General features: G+C 27.2%; 13 protein-coding genes. 1 reads left to right on the forward strand and 12 read right to left on the reverse strand.

The features are described from left to right. Nucleotides 1-56: 56 nt before the first annotated feature. The 4 genes from V2W16_RS06715 to V2W16_RS06730 form a co-directional block, all read right to left on the reverse strand. Nucleotides 57-1,310: a glutamate-5-semialdehyde dehydrogenase gene (locus V2W16_RS06715; RefSeq protein WP_329383425.1), complete on the reverse strand. Its 1,254-nt coding sequence runs from the start codon at nucleotides 1,308-1,310 to the stop codon at nucleotides 57-59. A gap of 5 nt (nucleotides 1,311-1,315) precedes the next feature. After that, complete coding sequence (gene proB / locus V2W16_RS06720; RefSeq protein ID WP_329383428.1) at nucleotides 1,316-2,101, reverse strand: glutamate 5-kinase; 786 nt, start codon at nucleotides 2,099-2,101, stop codon at nucleotides 1,316-1,318. A gap of 45 nt (nucleotides 2,102-2,146) precedes the next feature. Further along, complete coding sequence (locus V2W16_RS06725; protein ID WP_329383430.1) at nucleotides 2,147-2,455, reverse strand: hypothetical protein; 309 nt, start codon at nucleotides 2,453-2,455, stop codon at nucleotides 2,147-2,149. A gap of 165 nt (nucleotides 2,456-2,620) precedes the next feature. Then, nucleotides 2,621-3,640, reverse strand: coding sequence for an alcohol dehydrogenase catalytic domain-containing protein (locus V2W16_RS06730; RefSeq protein WP_329383732.1), 1,020 nt, complete (start codon nucleotides 3,638-3,640; stop codon nucleotides 2,621-2,623). A 157-nt stretch (nucleotides 3,641-3,797) separates the two neighbouring features. Between V2W16_RS06730 and V2W16_RS06735 the strand changes: the two genes are divergently transcribed. Beyond that, the gene (locus V2W16_RS06735; protein WP_329383432.1) at nucleotides 3,798-5,117 is read left to right on the forward strand and encodes a CCA tRNA nucleotidyltransferase; all 1,320 of its coding nucleotides are present in this window, start codon (nucleotides 3,798-3,800) and stop codon (nucleotides 5,115-5,117) included. 24 nt (nucleotides 5,118-5,141) lie between these two features. Here V2W16_RS06735 and V2W16_RS06740 read toward each other — a convergent pair whose 3' ends face one another. Genes V2W16_RS06740 through V2W16_RS06775 form a run of 8 tightly spaced genes read right to left on the reverse strand, consistent with a single transcriptional unit; the run spans nucleotide 5,142 to nucleotide 18,805 of the window. Beyond that, nucleotides 5,142-5,969 (reverse strand): hypothetical protein, encoded by an 828-nt coding sequence (locus V2W16_RS06740; protein ID WP_329383435.1) that lies wholly within the window; start codon nucleotides 5,967-5,969, stop codon nucleotides 5,142-5,144. A gap of 42 nt (nucleotides 5,970-6,011) precedes the next feature. Further along, nucleotides 6,012-8,396 carry a heparinase II/III family protein gene (locus tag V2W16_RS06745; protein WP_329383438.1) on the reverse strand — a complete coding sequence of 795 codons (2,385 nt, stop codon included), beginning with the start codon at nucleotides 8,394-8,396 and terminating at the stop codon, nucleotides 6,012-6,014. Nucleotides 8,397-8,406: 10 nt separating this feature from the next. Next, nucleotides 8,407-10,170, reverse strand: coding sequence for a hypothetical protein (locus V2W16_RS06750; protein ID WP_329383441.1), 1,764 nt, complete (start codon nucleotides 10,168-10,170; stop codon nucleotides 8,407-8,409). 10 nt (nucleotides 10,171-10,180) lie between these two features. Next, nucleotides 10,181-13,603 carry a glycosyltransferase gene (locus tag V2W16_RS06755; protein ID WP_329383443.1) on the reverse strand — a complete coding sequence of 1,141 codons (3,423 nt, stop codon included), beginning with the start codon at nucleotides 13,601-13,603 and terminating at the stop codon, nucleotides 10,181-10,183. A gap of 5 nt (nucleotides 13,604-13,608) precedes the next feature. Next, nucleotides 13,609-14,706: a non-hydrolyzing UDP-N-acetylglucosamine 2-epimerase gene (gene wecB / locus V2W16_RS06760; protein ID WP_329383446.1), complete on the reverse strand. Its 1,098-nt coding sequence runs from the start codon at nucleotides 14,704-14,706 to the stop codon at nucleotides 13,609-13,611. Beyond that, nucleotides 14,703-15,467: an ABC transporter ATP-binding protein gene (locus V2W16_RS06765; RefSeq protein ID WP_329383449.1), complete on the reverse strand. Its 765-nt coding sequence runs from the start codon at nucleotides 15,465-15,467 to the stop codon at nucleotides 14,703-14,705. Before V2W16_RS06765 ends, wecB begins: the two co-directional genes overlap by 4 nt. After that, complete coding sequence (locus tag V2W16_RS06770; RefSeq protein ID WP_329383450.1) at nucleotides 15,468-16,244, reverse strand: ABC transporter permease; 777 nt, start codon at nucleotides 16,242-16,244, stop codon at nucleotides 15,468-15,470. Then, nucleotides 16,244-18,805, reverse strand: coding sequence for a glycosyltransferase (locus tag V2W16_RS06775; protein ID WP_329383453.1), 2,562 nt, complete (start codon nucleotides 18,803-18,805; stop codon nucleotides 16,244-16,246). Before V2W16_RS06775 ends, V2W16_RS06770 begins: the two co-directional genes overlap by 1 nt.

Consider the following 18,805-nt stretch of genomic DNA (forward strand, 5'->3'; position numbering starts at 1 on the left):
ATATTTATGCATAAATTATCTAAATTATATAAAAAAAGCAGCTTAAAGCTGCTCTTTTATTTTCTAATTTGTCCATTACCGGTAATAATATACTTAATTGTTGTAAGTTCATTTAGTCCCATAGGACCTCTTGGAAGAGTTCTTTGTGTTGCTATTCCAATTTCACTTCCAAAGCCAAACTCTTCTCCGTCAGTGAATCTTGTAGACACATTTACATAAACACAAGCACTGTCTATTTTTGATGTGAACATATTCATTCTTGAAATATCATTTGTAACTATACATTCTGAATGTTTTGTAGAATATTTATTTATATGATTTATTGCTTCTTCAATACTTTCAACAACTTTTACAGCAATGATATAATCATTGTATTCTGTTTTATAATCATCTTCAGTTGCTTTTTTAACAGCCTTGCTTCCAAGGATTTTTATTGTCTTTTCATCTCCCCTGAATTCTACATTATGTTCTTTTAATCTATTATATATCAAAGGAAGAACTTCTCCTGCTTTCTTTTCATGAACAAGTAATGTTTCAAGAGCATTGCATACACTTGGGCGTTGCGTTTTCCCGTTATCTGTTAAGTTCACAGCCATTTCATTATCGGCAAACTCATCTATATATATATGACAGTTTCCTGCTCCTGTTTCAATAAAAGGAACTGTTGCAATGTCTTTTATTGATTTTATAAGTCCTGCACTTCCTCTTGGAATTAAAACATCTATATAATCTGTTAATTTCGCCATTTGTGAAACATATTTTCTGTCCGTATCTGTAACAAGCTGTATAATGTCATGATTAAGCCCTGCTTTTCTTATTGCTCCTCTCATAATTTCCACAAGCTTTGTATTTGTGTTTATAGCTTCTTTGCCACCTCTTAAAATACAAGCATTACCCGATTTTAAGCATAAACATCCGGCATCAACCGTAACATTAGGACGAGACTCAAAAATAATTCCAACTACTCCATAAGGAACTCTCTTTATTACGATTTCCATCCCATTAGGTCTTTTTGAGCCTCCCGAAACTATTCCCACAGGGTCGCTTAAATTTATAACTTTATCAATAGAGCCTGCAATTGCTTTTATTCTGTCTTCGTTAAGCATAAGTCTATCCACCATAGACTCCTTTATTCCGTTGATTTTCGCAGCAGAAATATCTTCTGTATTAGCTTTTATTATTTCTTTCATGTGAAGAATAAGTTCTTCTTTAATGCTTCTTAAAGCCTCGTTCTTTTTATCAGTATTCAAATCCATAAGACTTCTGCTTGCAATTTTTGCTTTCTTTCCCAAGCTTGCCATATTAAACATTACAATCACCTCACCTTAAATAATGTTCCTTTATTTTCACCATCGAATAAACTGTATAAATCATCTGGATTTTTAGATGAAAGAATAACCATATCAAAATTATTTTCAAAAGCAATTTGCCCTGCTTTTATCTTTGTAATCATTCCTCCTGTACCAAGGTTATTTACAGCCCCACCACAGCAATCTATAATCTCATCAGTTATTTCTTCAACAACTTCAATTCGTTTTGCATTTTTATTTTTCTTTGGGTTATCAGTATAAAGCCCATCAATATCCGTAAGAATAACAAGAAGATCTGCTCCTATTATTGAACTTACAACGGCAGATAAAGTATCATTATCACCAAATTCCAACTCTTCTGTACTTACAGTATCATTTTCGTTTACTATTGGAATTACATTATATTTTAGAAGCTGTTCAAAAGTATTATATATATTTGAAATATCAGCATTTTCACCAACAACGTCATTTGTCAAAAGAACCTGCGCTACATTGTGGTTATATTCACCAAACAACTTATCATAAAGATACATCAATTCACATTGTCCGATTGCCGCAAGCGCCTGTCTTTTTGATATTGTTTTGGGCTTTTTATCAAGACCAAGTTTTCCCATTCCAACCCCAACAGCACCTGAAGAAACCAATACAATTTCTTTTCCCGAATTTTTAAGGTCAGAAATAATCTTTACCAAATGTTCCACTCTTCTTATGTTTATGTTCCCAGTTTTGTGAGTCAAAGTGGATGTTCCAATTTTAATTACGATTTTTTTTGCTTTTACTACGTTTTCCATATTATGTCCTTATTTTTATTTTATATTAATTTTATTATTGATAAACTAGAAAATACCTTTATTGTATTTAAACTGTCCGTAAAGCATGATAACTAGCCCAATTATTATCCCTAATACAACTAAGTGCTCAATTATGTCAGTTTTAAAAACAAGTTCAAAAACAGCACAAACGACAAAAGAGAACCCTATTATTAAACTTCCAACCCCCATACATTTACCATATTTAGGAATATCAGCTTTTACAACTTTTCTCCTGTTATAACTATGAATAGTGGAAATATTTCCCCTTATATTTAATATACCGCATACTAAAAGAATAATACCAATAAGAATAAATGTAATAAATTTTTCCATTGCTTTTCCCTTTACTAAAAATCAAAAATTAATATGTTATTTATTATAAACTTTAAAACAAATACGGTTTAAATATAGTCATACAGATTTTTATTTATTATATAAAAATTCCCTAATAAAGTAAAGCAAGAAAAAATAAAATAAAAACTTGGCAAAGCCAAGTTTTTAATATGTTATGTAATTTTTTATTACGTTTCCTTCATGATGATTCATTAAAGCTTCTTTTACATCTTCAAGCTTATATTCATTATATACAAAATCTTTTTCATCTATTACTTTCATTTTCAAAAGTTCAAATGCTTGATTTACGTATAAAGGAGTAGTATGGTAAAGACCTTTTATTGTAACTTGTGAATAATGAAGAAGTTTTGTGTCAACAGTCAAAACTTCTCCTGCTTTTGTTCCGCCGTATAATAAAACAAAACCTCCGGGACGAACCATATTAATTGACATTTCCCAAACTTTTACGCTTCCTGCCGCTTCAATTGTTGCATCAACACCTCTTCCTTCAGGTGTAAGATCTTTTACTGCTTTAACTTGATCTTCAACTTCATCTATATTAATCACATCATAAGCACCAAGTTTTTTTGCTGTTTCAAGTCTAACTTTACTTCTATCACAAGCTATAACTCTCGCACCTTTTAAATATAGAAGTCTTATAAACATAAGTCCTGAAGGTCCACATCCGTTAACTGCAACATAATCTCCTTGTTCAACAGGAACTTGAGAAACTCCATATACGCTACATGCAAAAGGTTCTAATAAAGCTGCTTGTTTAAAACTCATATCATCTGGAATATGGAACATATTTTGTTTAACAATTCTTTCAGGAATAAGTTGATATTCACTAAAAGCACCATTTTTCAACTGATTTGCAAGGAAATCTTCACACATACAATGAATACCTTTTTTGCAATAATAACATTCATTACATGGTGCAGAATTATGAGCAACAACTCTATCTCCAACTTTAAACTTAGTAACCCCTTCCCCTACACTATCAACAATACCGCTTGCTTCATGTCCAATATTATAAGGAGGTGTATGTTTTGCATATCCTCTTAAATAACTTTTTACATCAGAACCACAAGTAAGAGAAACTTCGTTTTTAATTAAAACTTCGCCCTTTCCAGGTTTTGGCTTTTCACATTCGATAATTCTTAAATCCCCCGGTTCATACAACATTACTTTTCTCAATTCAACGTACCTCTCTTTAAATTAATATGCTATTCATAGTTTATCATTAAACGGTATCATTCATCAAGAAATAAATTTATTAATTTTTACAAAACTACTGTTAAAATGTTTAGGCTAAATGTTAAAATACACTTAGGTGGATATTATGAATTTAAGGATAGATACAAAAGCAGAATATATTTTAAATAAATTAAAAGAAAACGGATTTGAAGGCTTTATTGTCGGCGGATGTGTCAGAGATTTAATTTTAGGAAAAACGCCAAAAGATTATGACATAACAACAAATGCAAAGCCAGAGAAAATAATAGAAACATTCAAGGACCACAAAACAATATTAACGGGAATAAAATACGGAACCGTTACTGTTTTAATAGATAAGATACCTTTTGAAATAACCACATATAGAAAAGAGCAAGAGTATATAAATAACAGAAAACCAAAAGGTGTTATATTTTTATCTTCAATAGAAGAAGACTTATACAGAAGAGATTTTACAATAAATTCCATGGCTTATAATAATGATAAAAAACTAATAGATTTATACGGTGGCGTAAATGATATACAAAAAGGTATTATAAGAGCAATTGGAAACAAGGATAAAAAATTTGAAGAAGATGCAATTAGAATTTTAAGAGCATATAGATTCGCAGGAAGATATGATTGGAAAATAGAAGAAGAAACAAAAAATGCAATGTTAAAAAACATGAATTTACTTAATAACATTGCAAAAGAAAGAATCATACCTGAGCTTAAAGAAATATTTGAAAGCGGTATGGATATTAACAAAATGGAATTTATTACAACTTTATTCCCTGTAATAAAAGATTGTTTTAATACATATCAAAATAATAAATATCATATGAGAAGTGTTGGAGAACATATTTACAATACATTTAACAATATAGATAATGTATTTCATTTAAAAATGACAATGCTTCTACATGATATAGGCAAAGTATATACTAAGACAACAGATCAAAACAATGTTGACCATTTCTACAATCATGCCGATATTTCCCGGGAAAAGTCAAAAATAATTCTAAATGAATTTAAATTCGACAATAACACAAAACATAAAATACTTACATTAATAGAAAATCATGATAAGTATATGGCACCTGAACCTAAATATATAAAAAAAATGTTAAACAAAATAGGCGAAGATTTGTTTTTTGATTTAATTAAAGTAAGAATTGCCGATGATAGTGCAAAAAATCAAGAATTGGTTAAAAACAATATAAAGATTTTCAATGAAACTTTAACTCTTACAAAAAAAATCATAAAAGAAAAACAACCTTATAGTATTAAAGACCTTGATATTTCAGGCAAAGACCTTATGGAACTTGGATATGAAGGCAAAGAAATTGGAGAAATTCTTAATTTTATGCTTGATAAAGTAATTGAAAATGAGAGTTTGAATAATAAAATAGAATTACTTTCATTATTAAATAAAATAAAAAAATAAAAAATCTGTGCTAAGCACAGATTTTTATTTACGATTACTAATTTCATCAAATATATGATAATAAGCTTTATGAAGTTCTCCTTGCCAGTATGAATCTTCAAATTCATCTTCTAAAATACTATTTATAAATAACTTAAATTTTTCTTTTGTAAATAAATGAATTTTCAATTCATTATTTTCATAAATCTCATCGATAAAACATTCTTCAAATTCATCTTTCAATTCTTTAACAGCTCTAACAACTTCATTTTGTATGTACAAACCTTTCCACATATCTCTTGTTTGTTGTACACCCAATTCATTTGAAAAACATTTTTCAATATAATTATAATATTCCTTTCCGCTAATCTGATAATACAAAACGGTTATATAATTATATAAAGCTCTTTTATTTTTTTCTAAACTCTTACTTATTTGAGCTATCTCAAAATGTAATTTTACTACAATATTAAATTCTTCATCAGATTTCTTCTGATTAATTTTATTTTCTAATGTTACTAATAAAATATCTTCAAAAGATTTATCCTGCATATTTTCTTTTTCTATTTCATAATCAAATACACTTATATAAGGGATTGCCATATTGAATAGTCTTACATAATCAATATTTTCATCTAACATTTTTTTCCCACTTTCTGTTAGGCAAAATGTATCAGTATCCTTTAACTTGATTAAACCATTCTTTAATAATTTTTTTTGAAAATCTCTCATATCTGTTATTCCAAGCTCATCTTTAAAATAAGTTGGCTGCAAAAAATGATGCGATGTTTCAAAATTAGTCATATAATCTAAAAATATTACAGTAGAAAAAGTATTTTGTAGTTGTTTATCATTATTATTATTTTTTTTCATTTTGATTATTCTCTTTCGTTTTTTATATATAAAAATATTATATTATTTTACTTCAAAATAAGAACTTGCTTTTACTATTTTTTTATCACCATGAACTGCAAAAGCTTTAAAGTAATATTTCCCTTTTTCAGTAGCTTTATAACTATATGTTAAATTATTTTCATACCATATTTCATCTATTTTTTCACCATCTTTAAATATATACCATGCAACTTGCTCAATATTATTTCCTACAACTTCAAGATTAAATATTTTACCTTTTTGCTGAACTAATATCTCCTTAATGTATAACTGTTTATTTTTTTCAAATAAAGGTTCATCAGTTTCATAATTTCTTTCATATTGCCATTTATTATTATCATTTCTGATAAAACGTCCTATTTTTTGAGAACATTTATCCCCATTATTTTCATTAAAAATAAATACACTTACACTGAAACATTTAGCTTCAATTGTAGATAAATCTAATAATAGACTACTAGAGCTCTCATCATACATATGTTTTAAAATATATGTTCTTGTTGTTTCATCAAAAACATACCAAGCATATTTATAATCTTCTTTATATTGTTCCATATCTTTTATTGTCAAAATATTATTTGATATATCTATATGAAAATTATCAAGAAGTAGTTTATTTGCTAATTTACCCTTTAATTGCTCTTCTGTTTTTAATTGAAATTCTATATTTATACCATCTTTAATAATCTTAGCTACTCTTTTTTTTGCATCATAATCAACATTATTTACAACATCTTTTTTATTGTCAATATTTATTTCTGTAATAAATTGATAATTATCCTTATATGAATTGAATATTAAAGTGTTAATATTATCATATTCATTAAATTGTTGTGACATTATCCCGTATTGTATGCAGTTTACATCATCTGTTATTTCATTCATTTCTCCATTAAATAATTCTGAATAAATATTTTGTTTGTTATGTTGATTAATTGATACATAATAATTTGTATCACCTATCTTAGCACACATTTTATCATAAGATAAATTTAGGATTTTTAAATCTTTTCCTAAGTGAAACAGCTGAGAATACTTATGAGGTTGCTTACTCTTTATTTCATCAAGGATAAATATTGTTGTTTTAAAATAAATTAAATGTCTAATCATATATACACCATGATACATATAATTAAATCCAACAACATAACCTGCACCATTATTTTCTTCATTATAAATCATGCCACATCTATGCATTAAGTCTGTTCTTAAAAAATTATAAGATTGGTCATCCACTACAACAGTATTATGAGCATTTGATTTTCTTACATAATTTCTAATAGGATTTCTATACATGTAATTATACATACCACAATCTACAAAAATATCATATCCTCTAGAATATAGTTCAAAGGAATTGTCATCAGCTTGTTTATGTGTAATATTATTAAACCCACTTTTAAAAAGCAACCATGTTGCATCGCTGTATTTTAATTCTCCATGACCTTTATTATTCCAAAACTCTCTACCAATGAAATATCCAGACTTAGGATAAAATTTAATGTTATCAGGTTCAACACTACCCTTTTCACCACCGCTACAAGCCAATGCGAAAACACTATCTTCATTTAAGTATTTATTTCCAATGAAAGAAGACATTATTGTATCTCCAAAAGAAGAACTAAAACCATCTGGTTTTATTGTATATCCCATAAAGTCTTCTGCATCATATATTAACTGCATTAATTTTTTACCCATATCGTCTTCTTTAGACTGTAAAACTAGTGCAATATCAAGAAATAAATCTTTATTTATTCGTTGATACGTAAATGAATTTTCTGTTGTTATAGCTTCACTTGTAAAAAGATGCTTTACTTCAGATAAAGTTCTTTCTTTTGAAATATTAATATACTCTTTATTATCAAAAGCAAAACCTAAATACATTAATGCTCTATTTTCAAAAACACCGTGATTAGTACCAGCTTGATAATTATCTATATTACTCAACCATGTTGCATGATCTATTAAAATTTTCTCAAGAAATTCAAAGTTTACTTTATAACGATTTTCCCTGCAAACAAGAAGAAAACTTAATATACTTTCTGCTCTTAATGCAGTAGCATGTTCATCCCATATATATTCATTATGTTCACTTTCTGCACTTAAGCTGAATTCATACCAACTATTAATAAATTTATTTGCTAATGCTAAATACTTTTTTTTATGTTCTTCGATATAACCACCTGCAAGATAGATCACAGGCATTAAACTTTGTAAATACAATTGATGAGTAGTAGGTGCTTTTGAATAATTAACATTCCAGTCTAATGAATCAATATCATAATCCATATGTTCATCAAAACCTGCATCAACAAACAACTTCCCACTTAATAAATTTTTACAAGCATCTTTAGTATAATTTTTAGGAAACCCTATAATATCTTTACTTTTTAATACATATTTCATAAATATCCTCTTATATTTTTTCATTTAAATCTTTTACGATTTCATACCATTTTGATATTCCATATAACCCCATTAATGCAAAAACAGGTTTACCAAAACCATCATTATTATTTAGTCTCTCTATTACAGAGTCTTTATTAATATAATCAAATATTTCACTAGGCAATGAATCAACCAATGTATCTTTCATAATTGGTAAGATTGTATCAAAAAATGTAATTTGACTTTCTGAAGTTATATCACCTGTAACTGGAGGTATATTTTTAAATATATTCTTAATTTCATTAGGGAATTCTTTATATAAATCCGGATTATACACTCTGTTTTCAAAAGGAATAAAGCAAAGCTCAGGATTCAATCTCCACATCATATCAAAATATAATTTACCTTCATTTCTTAAATGATAATCTAACTTTCTACTTGCCTCTAATACTATAGGTGAATATAAAAATATAAGATTATTTTCCATTGTTGCTAAATTACAGTTATGAATTCTCCATCTATATGCACTCATTGCATCAGCATAATTCATATTATCTTGAAATCTATTATAATTAAATTTAAATAAATATTTTCTAAATTCCTTTACAACATCAAGTCCGCTTTCTTTTAGAAAGAATCTATCCACATCAGCATGACCAAAACAATCATAACCTTGGTTATATTGTTCATCAGTTAAATTATCAAAATCTATATTTTGCCCTCTAAATTTTCTTTGCATAAAAATTTTAAAAGACGATGCAAAGTCTAGTGATTTTGCAAAAACTGCACCCATTCCGTTTAAACAAACCTCATTAGTTCGCATTCCTTGGAAGTTATTTAAACGAACTAAACTAGATTCCATTGCATTAGCCATACAAATATCTTTTACATAACCGTCAATATCATCAACTTTTTCCTTAAAATGTTTTCTCGGCTCTATTTTATAATTTAAACCAAATTGTTTACCAAGCATATCAGCCACAATACAATCTGGATTTTTCATAGTACCTTTAGTAGTAAAATCCCAATCAGAACAATTACCATTATCTATTATATACGCCATAACAAGTCTGGAATCAAAACCTCCCGTTAATTGAGAATGTTTATTCTCAAAAATTTCATTAATTGTTTCCATTCCATTTCTAAGTTCTTTTATACTTTCATATACCAAATCTTCATAAGAATTATCCTTACCAAGTCTTTCTTTTGTTGGAAATAAAATATTATCTTCAACATCAACAAAAATATATCTCCAAGGTTTTACTCTATATATACCTGCATACCCTGTATTATTTGATTCATTTGTAATTCCAATGGTATGCCATACTGCAAGTGTTGGTTCAACTTTTATTTCAAAACCTAATTTTCTTTTATATATTGCTATTAAATGAGGATTATTTGAAACAAACACTATTCCATTTTCACTTGAGTAATATAAAGGAGAAAGACCAATTTCATCAGTAGCGAAATAGCAACTTTCATGTGTTATTTTCCCATGTGAATAAACGCCATAATAATTTTTTTCAGGGTCAATTCTTAAAATATCATCTATACCTTCTTTGCGTAATAAATATCCATGAAAGAAATGTAATTGGTCATGATTTTCATCCACATTTTTTTTAATTCCTTCTGTAAAACTATAACAATCGAAAATTCTATTCCCTTTTAAGTTATAATGATACTCTTCACTTATTTCAAAATCTTTAGGTACACACCAAGAAATTGATTCTTTATTCATATTTTTTATAGGTGTTAAATCAACTTTTTTTGAAGATGCAAATATATAATACATTATCCCCCTCCTATAGTCCGTATAATAATGCTATCTTATTTAGTATTTCTTCACAGTATTCTTTCTGATCTTCTCTAACATGTTTAAGTTTTTCTAAATACCAACCTTTAAAGAACTGATTATATTTTATTTGTTTATATTTATCTAAGATATCATATTTTTTCAATGCTTCTACTTGATAAGTTTCCATTATTAAACTTTTTTCAAAGAATGATTTATTTATTGTATTTACAACAGAAGCAGCTCTTTGTGCATAATATATATGAATAGGAATATACATATGGTATACACTCTTAGCATTCAACATAAGCTCATAGAAAAACATTGTATCTTGTCCAATTGCACCAACAGGAGATTCTATCTTGTTGTTTTCAATTAACTCTCTTTTTATAACACAAGCTTGAATACTATTAGTCTTGAATTTATTATTGATTAGCTCTTTTCTAGGATTTTTTATTTTCATATCTTCATATCTAAAAGCTAATTCTTTAACAGAATCATCAATTTTACTTATACTACCAAATGCAAAATCAACATCTTCACTTTTTAGTTTTTCAAGCAACTTAGTATACCCGTCATTTATAGCTTCATTATCTGGATCAAGATATGTTACATAAGGCTCTTTTGCAATTTCAAAACCTTTATTACGAGGTCTTGAAGCACTTCCACTTCCTCCATCATTAAAGAAGTATGTTGTAACATTACTGTATTCTTTCTCTAATTGCTTAATTTGGTCTATTGTCTCTTTATCAGAACCATCATCTACAAGATAAACTTGCATTTTGTTAAATATACTACTTCTTCTTAAACTTCTAAAAGCTCTATTTCTCAAATAAACACCATTATTATATACCGGAATAATTACAGAAAGCTCTTTTTCAGTATCAGTATTATCTTCATGTAGTGAATGATAAGGAATACTAAATCCACTTTGAAGTTTTTTATCGAATTTTAATATTTCATTTATATTAACTTTTGAACAATCATACATAGTTTCTTCTTTACTATTATCATCACTACAATATTCAAAAGCTCTATCATAATCTGTATAATCACAGTATTTTACATATTCTGTATTGGTATATTTTGTAGCGTTTATTAAATCCAATATATAATTTTCATTATATTCCTTATCGTTAAATACTATAAAATAACCTGTACTAATATTTTTATTACAAGCATCTTCAATACTAATCAACTGTTTATTATTATATTTTTGTTGATCAAAAGATTTTTGAATATTTTCTGTTAATTTATCATAAAGAACATAAACAGTTTTTTCTTCGTATTTGTAATCAATATTTATTTTTTCAAAAATATAATTTAATCTATCAAATACAGTGTATTCGCTAAATACATTTCTAATGCCTTCTAATTCCATTGAAATAATTTGTTCAGTAGAATATCCTTTTAATATTTCAGGTACTTCATTTGAATCTGTAATATTAAAAATTGCAGGGAATGTATTACTAGAAGCTAAAGAGTAATTTGATATTAGTAAGCTTCCCATAGCCTGAACTTCATAAACTCTCATTGCACACATTGTTGGACTATTGGTAATAGTATTTAAATTAAGAGTGTAATCAAATAGTTTATGAACTTTTTGTAAAATATCATGTTTAATTGGTGGAATAATATATTTTGAATATTTTTCTGGATATGCATACCCATCAATATTCATATTTCTGTCAGCAATAATTAAATTTGAATTTTCATTTTTTATTACACCATCAAATAGCATTTGCATATTTTGACATCTATCAGGATATCTCTCAGCCCAGCTACCAGCGAAGAAAACACTATTTTTAAATTTATTTTCTTTTCTTTTATTAAATGTACTTATTGGATTATGAAACTGAGGATTAATCCCGTATCCTAAATAAAATACATTTTCGTTTTTTGTATCTTCTTTATATTTTTCTATCATATTCATATCTGATGTAAAAATATAATCTGTCTCTTTAGCAATCTTTATAAAGAAATCATAGTTTGTAGGGTCTTCTATCGTTTGAAATACGGTCTTTACCCCTTTTTGTTTTGCAAATTGCATTATTTTACAAACGTTATTTCTCTTATCAGCACCGTAATAATCTTCTCTTCCATACATTCCATGCCAACAACTTACAAATAGAACAAAGTCTAAATTTTCATTTTCAATAACTTGTTCATAGTTATCAGGCGAAATATATACCAAATCAAGTGCATCCTTATAATAATTAAACATGAACTCATCGGTAATAATACCTACTTTCATATTTGATTTATTATAATAACTACTTCCATTACTTTCTTTAATATTTGATGTTAAATCCTCTATAGAATTAAAAAAGTCTTTATTAATACTTTCTTGCTCGTATTTTTGCTTTTTTTCAAAAGAGCTAATTACTTTTTTTTTATTTGCAGTGTTATTTAAAGAATTTAAATTTTTATTGCTTATTCTTACATTTGATACATATGGATTATAAGGTTTTCTAAGTAAAGCTCTTAACTTTCTCCATATTTTTATTCCTTTTAATTGTAGCAATCCATCATATGCATTTTTACATCCAATATAACCTTGCTCTAATTCGTTAATTCTTATTTTTAAAGTTTTAATTTCAACTTTTTGAGAATATGCAAGATCATTCATATCTTTAAATTTATTTTCTAAAATATCTTTTTCTTTACTTAAAAGAGCATTTGCAGAATTTAAATCTTTATTTTTTCCTTTACAATCCAGCAAATCTACTTTCATATCTTCAATTTTATTTTGGAAATAATTTATTTTATCTTTTAACATATTTATATGTTGATGATTTTTTTCATCAACAATAAAAAAAGCATTTTCAATTTTTTCAACTAAATTCGTATCTATCTCAATATCACACTCTTTTTTGTCAGCTTCAGCGATAAAGCCTATCCAACTTCCAAAAAATACAACATCAACTATACATACTCTTTCATTTATTTGTTTAAATAATTCTGTAAAATAATATGTTCTTTTATGATCAGGGAAAGGATTTATTCCAAAAGGAACAGTAACAATAAGCCTACCTTTTTCACTTAATAAATCTTTTGCTTTATCTAAAAAAAGAATTGGATTAAATAAATGTTCAAGAATTTCTCCCATAACAATACAATCAAACTTTGATTCAAAATCATGAGCTAAAAAATCATCACAAATAAATGTTAAATTATCACTTAATTTTTCATTTTCCTTTTCCTTATTTGCATAGTCTATTCTTGAAGGTTGAGGATCAATTCCCGTTACATTTTTTCCTTGTTTAGCAAGCAATATAGATGTTATTCCTTGGGAACATCCTACATCTAAAACTGATTCACCTTTTACTTTACTGCACATCCAGTCTATTCTTTTTCTTGCATCATCCATTGATGACTCTCCAAGCTCACCTTTATATGCTTGACTTATTCTATCTAACAATTTTTCATCCATATTTACTATAACTCCTTCTCAAGTATACTTACTATACGTTCACTTGCCCTTCCATCTCCATAAGGATTTTTAGCCATGCTCATTTTTTCATATTCACTTTTATCTGTTAAAAGCTGTTTAAAATTATCATAAATATCTTGTTCTTTTGTACCAACTAATCTAAGTGTTCCGGCTTCCACGCCTTCAGGTCTTTCTGTTGTATCTCTCATAACAAGAACAGGTTTACCTAAAGAAGGAGCTTCTTCTTGAATTCCGCCACTATCAGTAAGAATCATATATGCTCTATTCAAGAAGTTATGGAAATCAATAACATCCATAGGATTAACTAATTTTATTCTTTCGCTACTTCCAAGTACCTCTTTTGCCGTATCTTGAACTTTTGGATTTAAATGTACAGGATATATTACTTTTACATCTTCAAATTCATCTACAATTCTTTTTACAGCTTTAAACATTGAATGTAGATTTTCACCTATATTTTCTCTTCTATGAGCAGTAAGCATTATTAACTTACTATCTCCTACCCAATCAAAAAGCTCATGTTGATAATCTTTATTTACGGTTGTATTTAAAGCATCTATCCCTGTATTACCCGTAACATAAATATCTTTTTCATTTTTTCCTTCATTTAATAAATTTTGCTTTGCAGCTTGTGTTGGAGCAAAGTGATATTTTGCAATAATACCAGCTGCTTGTCTATTAAATTCTTCAGGGAAAGGAGAATATATATTATTAGTTCTAAGTCCTGCTTCTACGTGACCTACAGGTATTTGCATATAAAAACATGCAAGAGCTGCTGCAAATGTCGTTGTTGTATCTCCATGAACCAATACAACATCAGGATGTTCCTTTTCTAAAACATCTTTCATTTTTATCATTACAGCAGAAGTAATATCATATAAAGTTTGATTTTGTTTCATTATAGATAAATCATAATCAGGAGTAACATTAAAAGTGTCAAGAACCATATCTAACATACTTCTATGTTGCCCTGTAACACATACAATTGTTTCTAATTTATTAGATTTATTTAAAGCTTTTACAACGGGACACATCTTTATAGCCTCAGGTCTTGTCCCAAATACAACCATTACCTTTTTCATTCATTTCCTCCGTTCATAAACTTATCATATTCATCCAAAACTTCAGCAGCATCTCCAAACATCATTTGCCTACTGTTATTTAACCATAAAACTTTATTACATATTTCTTTGAGTCTAGTAACACTTTGCGAAACGATAATAACACTTCTTTCAGAATCATTTATCATACTTAAAATTTTTCTTGAACTTTTCTTTTGAAATCTAATATCTCCAACACTTAAAACCTCATCAATAAGCATTACATCTGTTGATAACATAGCACTTATTGAAAAAGCCAGTTTTGAATACATACCACTTGAATATGTTTTTACAGGTTGATCTATAAATTCTTCAAGCTCAGAAAACTCAATAATTTCATCAAGCTTTTCATCAATTTCTTTCTTGCTAAAACCCATAGCATAGCCAGAGAGATAAATATTTGTTCTTCCTGAAAGCCTGCTTTGAAAGCCTACCCCTAAAGCAAGTAAAGAAAGTCTCTCACAATTTATTCTTAGAATTCCTCCATCAATACCATATATACCAGCAATAGCCCTAAGCAAAGTACTTTTACCAGATCCGTTTGCGCCTACAATACCTATAGTTTCACCTTTATACATTTTGAAAGAAACTTCATTTACAGCTGTAAAAAGATTATTATTAGAAGTTATATCTTTTTCTTTTTTGATAAATTTTTTTACAAAAGATCTATATCCCATAGGTTTTGTATTCCTATATTTTATAACAACATCTTTTAAAGTAATAATTGGTGTTCTTGTATCCATCTATATCACCTTCATAAATTCATTTTCTTTTTTATACAATAAACTAGTTCCTATAACTATAAAAATTATTCCTATAATTGCCCAATAAAGCATTCCTAAATAATCCATAGGTTGAGAAAGCATTAATGCTCTTCTAAACTGTGAAATAATAAAACCTGTTGGACAAAGCATGTTGTAAACTTTCTGTAATACCCCAGAAAACACATCAGCGTTATAAAATACCCCTGACAAATAAAATAAAAATCTTAAAATAACAAGCATAACATTGCTAAAATCTGCTATATATATACCTATAAATGCACATATAAGAGATACTCCATATGTAAAAATACAGAACGTAATAAGCAAAGGTATAATATTCAGCATAAATAGAGGATTATCAACCCCCACTATAAATGAACTTACAATACAAATACCTAAAGAAATAAACATTTTTATTAAGTTAACTGTTGCAATCATAAAAATAATTGTTATTTTAGGCACATATGTTTTAAGTATTACAGAGGAATAAGACCTAATAGCGCCTATAGAACTTGCAACTGTACTATTAAAAAAGTTCCAAATAGTTATGCCTGAAAATACAAATAACCATACATGTTCTATATTGCTTTTAAAAATATAAATAGTCATAAAACTATATACTAACATAAATAATAATGGATCAAGTATCCACCATACCCATCCAAGATACGAATCTGCCACTTGAGTTTTCAATTCTGCAATAGCAGAATATTTTGCGTAATTAAAATACTGTTTAAACTCTCTTATTGCTCTCATTAAAAATCTTCTCCTTGCTTAATATAATCTTTCATATCTTTTCCATATAACTCTATTATATTTTTTAAGATAATATAAGATTGCTTCCTTTCTTCACAATTTACAATTTTTAACTTTTCTAAATACCAGTTAATAAAAAAATAATCTAATCTCTTTTTTTTGTACTCATCTAATACATTATATTTTTCCAATTTCTTTACTTGTTCTTTTTCAAGTATAAAAGATTTCTCAAAAAATCTCTTGTTAATTTTATTCACTGAAGAGTCTGTTCTTTCTGCATAATATATGTGAATTGGACAATCAAGATAAAAAATATTTTTAGAACAAAGTATTAATTCATAAAAAAACAAAGTATCCTCACCATATGAGCCTACTACATTTTCTATTTCATTTTTTTCTATTAACTCTCTTTTTATAACACAAGCTTGTACACTTTGAGGTCTAAATTTTTCTTTTATTAAGGTTTGTTTTGGATTTTTTATATAGCTATCTTTAAATAAAAAACCCATCTTTTCCACATCTTTTTTAACCGTGAGAATACTTCCAAATGTCATATCACAGTTATATTCTTTTATTTTTTCTAATAGTTTTGCATATCCATCACTAATAGCTTCATTATCAGGATCAAGATAAGTAATATAAGGTTCATTTGATATTTCAACACCTTTATTCCTTGGTCTAGAGGCACTACCACTGCCTCCATCATTAAAATAATATGTTGTCACATTAGAATATCTTTTAGAAAGTTCATCAATTATATCATATGTTTTTGTATCAGTAGAACCATCATCAACTAAATATATTTGCATTTTATCAAATATACTACTTCTTAGTAAGCTTCTAAAACATCTACCTATTAAATATTTACCGTTATTATAAACAGGCACAATTACAGCTAGTTCTTTTTCTTGATCTTCTTTTTTTATAGATGTATCATCACTGGTTTCAACACCAAAACCGTCTAATAAAAACATTTGTTTTTGTATATTCAAGTTATCAATATCTTCAAGTTTATTCTCTTCAATAACACTTAAAATATATTCTACAAACACATATTTTTTTAATGCAGATAAATAAATTGAAGTAGTGCAATTAGCGAAATTATATTGTTCAAAGTCTAATGAATCATTTTTAGTAATAACAGGTGTATCTACATACTTAAATGCATTTATAAGATCTGTTATATAATATCTTCCATAATTATATTTTTCACAAAAAGGTACAATATAATCGTAAGATTCAAATGTTTTTTTCAAGTCATCTAATGCTTGTTTATTTTCAATATAATCTTTAAGGCATATTAATGTCGTATTTTTATAAGTTTGACTATCAAACATAGTCTTAATTTGTTCACTTTCTTTAAAGCAAACAACAGCAACTTTTCTTTTTTCAAAAAATTCGTTAATGTTACATTTTTCAAAAATATAATTTAATCTATCGTATACAGTGCAATCAGTCATAACATTTCTTAAATTATCAACTTGCATTCTGTATAGTTCTTTTTTAGAATATCCATTTAAAATATATTTAACTTCTTCTTTATTATTAACGATGAAAAGTCCCGGAAAATTTTCCGAGACAGCAAGTGCATAATTAGATAACATAATACAACCTAAGGCTTGAAGCTCATATACTCTCATTGCACACATGCTTTTACTATCTTTTACAGTATTAACATTAATATTAAAATCAAAAAGCTTATGTACTTTTTGTAACTTTTCATGTTCTATTGCAGGTACAGTAAGTCCATAATATTTTCTTGGATATTTGTATCCTGGAAGTTTAACATTTATATTTCTATCAGCTATTAATAAGCTTTCTCCACTATCTAATATACCATCAAAAATCATACGCATATCACGACAACGTTGCTTATAAACATCCATCCAACTCCCTGCAAACATTGTTTTAGGAAGCTTACCAGAAAACTTCTCTTTCCTTCTTAAACCTACAGGATTATGAAATAATGGATTAATACCATATTCAAGAGTATATACATTTTCATTTTTTGTATCACTTTTATATTTTTCAACTACCTCAGCACAAGAAGTAAAAATATACTTACTATTTTTTGCTATAGGTAAAAATCTATCATAACTTATAGGATCTTCTATAGTTTGAAATATGGTAGGAATTCCTTGTTTATTAGCATAATCAAAAACATCACATATTTTTTTGTGCCTTTCCTCTCCATACCATTCATCATCAACCATTCCATGCCAACAACTAACATACAGTAAACAATCTACTTTTTTCTGATCTATTAATTCTTTATAGTTATCAGGTGTTATAGCCATTAAATTAACAGCATCCTTATAATAATTAAACATAAATTCATCTGTGATTATACCAATATACATATCACTTTTTTTATAATAATCACATTGATTTGAATATGGAAAATCATTTAAAAATCCATCCAAATCTTCATATATATGTTCATTTGTTTTCTCTATAGTACTAATACTAACCCTTAACGGAATCTCCCTTATTAAACTAATAACTTTATTAAGAGCTCTTCTAAACGTTAAATTTTTTATTTTCACAATATATTTATTCAT

Origin of the sequence: Anaerofustis butyriciformans, from assembly GCF_036289385.1 — a bacterium.
Lineage (GTDB): Bacteria > Bacillota > Clostridia > Eubacteriales > Anaerofustaceae > Anaerofustis > Anaerofustis butyriciformans.

Coding starts and splice junctions, on each gene's coding strand:
- proB (WP_329383428.1), bottom strand. CDS start 2,101: ATGGAAAACGTAGTAAAAGCAAAAAAAATCGTAATTAAAATTGGAACA.
- V2W16_RS06755 (WP_329383443.1), bottom strand. CDS start 13,603: ATGGATGAAAAATTGTTAGATAGAATAAGTCAAGCATATAAAGGTGAG.
- V2W16_RS06730 (WP_329383732.1), bottom strand. CDS start 3,640: ATGTTGTATGAACCGGGGGATTTAAGAATTATCGAATGTGAAAAGCCA.
- V2W16_RS06740 (WP_329383435.1), bottom strand. CDS start 5,969: ATGAAAAAAAATAATAATAATGATAAACAACTACAAAATACTTTTTCT.
- V2W16_RS06735 (WP_329383432.1), top strand. CDS start 3,798: ATGAATTTAAGGATAGATACAAAAGCAGAATATATTTTAAATAAATTA.
- V2W16_RS06725 (WP_329383430.1), bottom strand. CDS start 2,455: ATGGAAAAATTTATTACATTTATTCTTATTGGTATTATTCTTTTAGTA.
- V2W16_RS06715 (WP_329383425.1), bottom strand. CDS start 1,310: ATGTTTAATATGGCAAGCTTGGGAAAGAAAGCAAAAATTGCAAGCAGA.
- V2W16_RS06745 (WP_329383438.1), bottom strand. CDS start 8,396: ATGAAATATGTATTAAAAAGTAAAGATATTATAGGGTTTCCTAAAAAT.
- V2W16_RS06775 (WP_329383453.1), bottom strand. CDS start 18,805: ATGAATAAATATATTGTGAAAATAAAAAATTTAACGTTTAGAAGAGCT.
- V2W16_RS06750 (WP_329383441.1), bottom strand. CDS start 10,170: ATGTATTATATATTTGCATCTTCAAAAAAAGTTGATTTAACACCTATA.
- V2W16_RS06765 (WP_329383449.1), bottom strand. CDS start 15,467: ATGGATACAAGAACACCAATTATTACTTTAAAAGATGTTGTTATAAAA.
- V2W16_RS06770 (WP_329383450.1), bottom strand. CDS start 16,244: ATGAGAGCAATAAGAGAGTTTAAACAGTATTTTAATTACGCAAAATAT.
- wecB (WP_329383446.1), bottom strand. CDS start 14,706: ATGAAAAAGGTAATGGTTGTATTTGGGACAAGACCTGAGGCTATAAAG.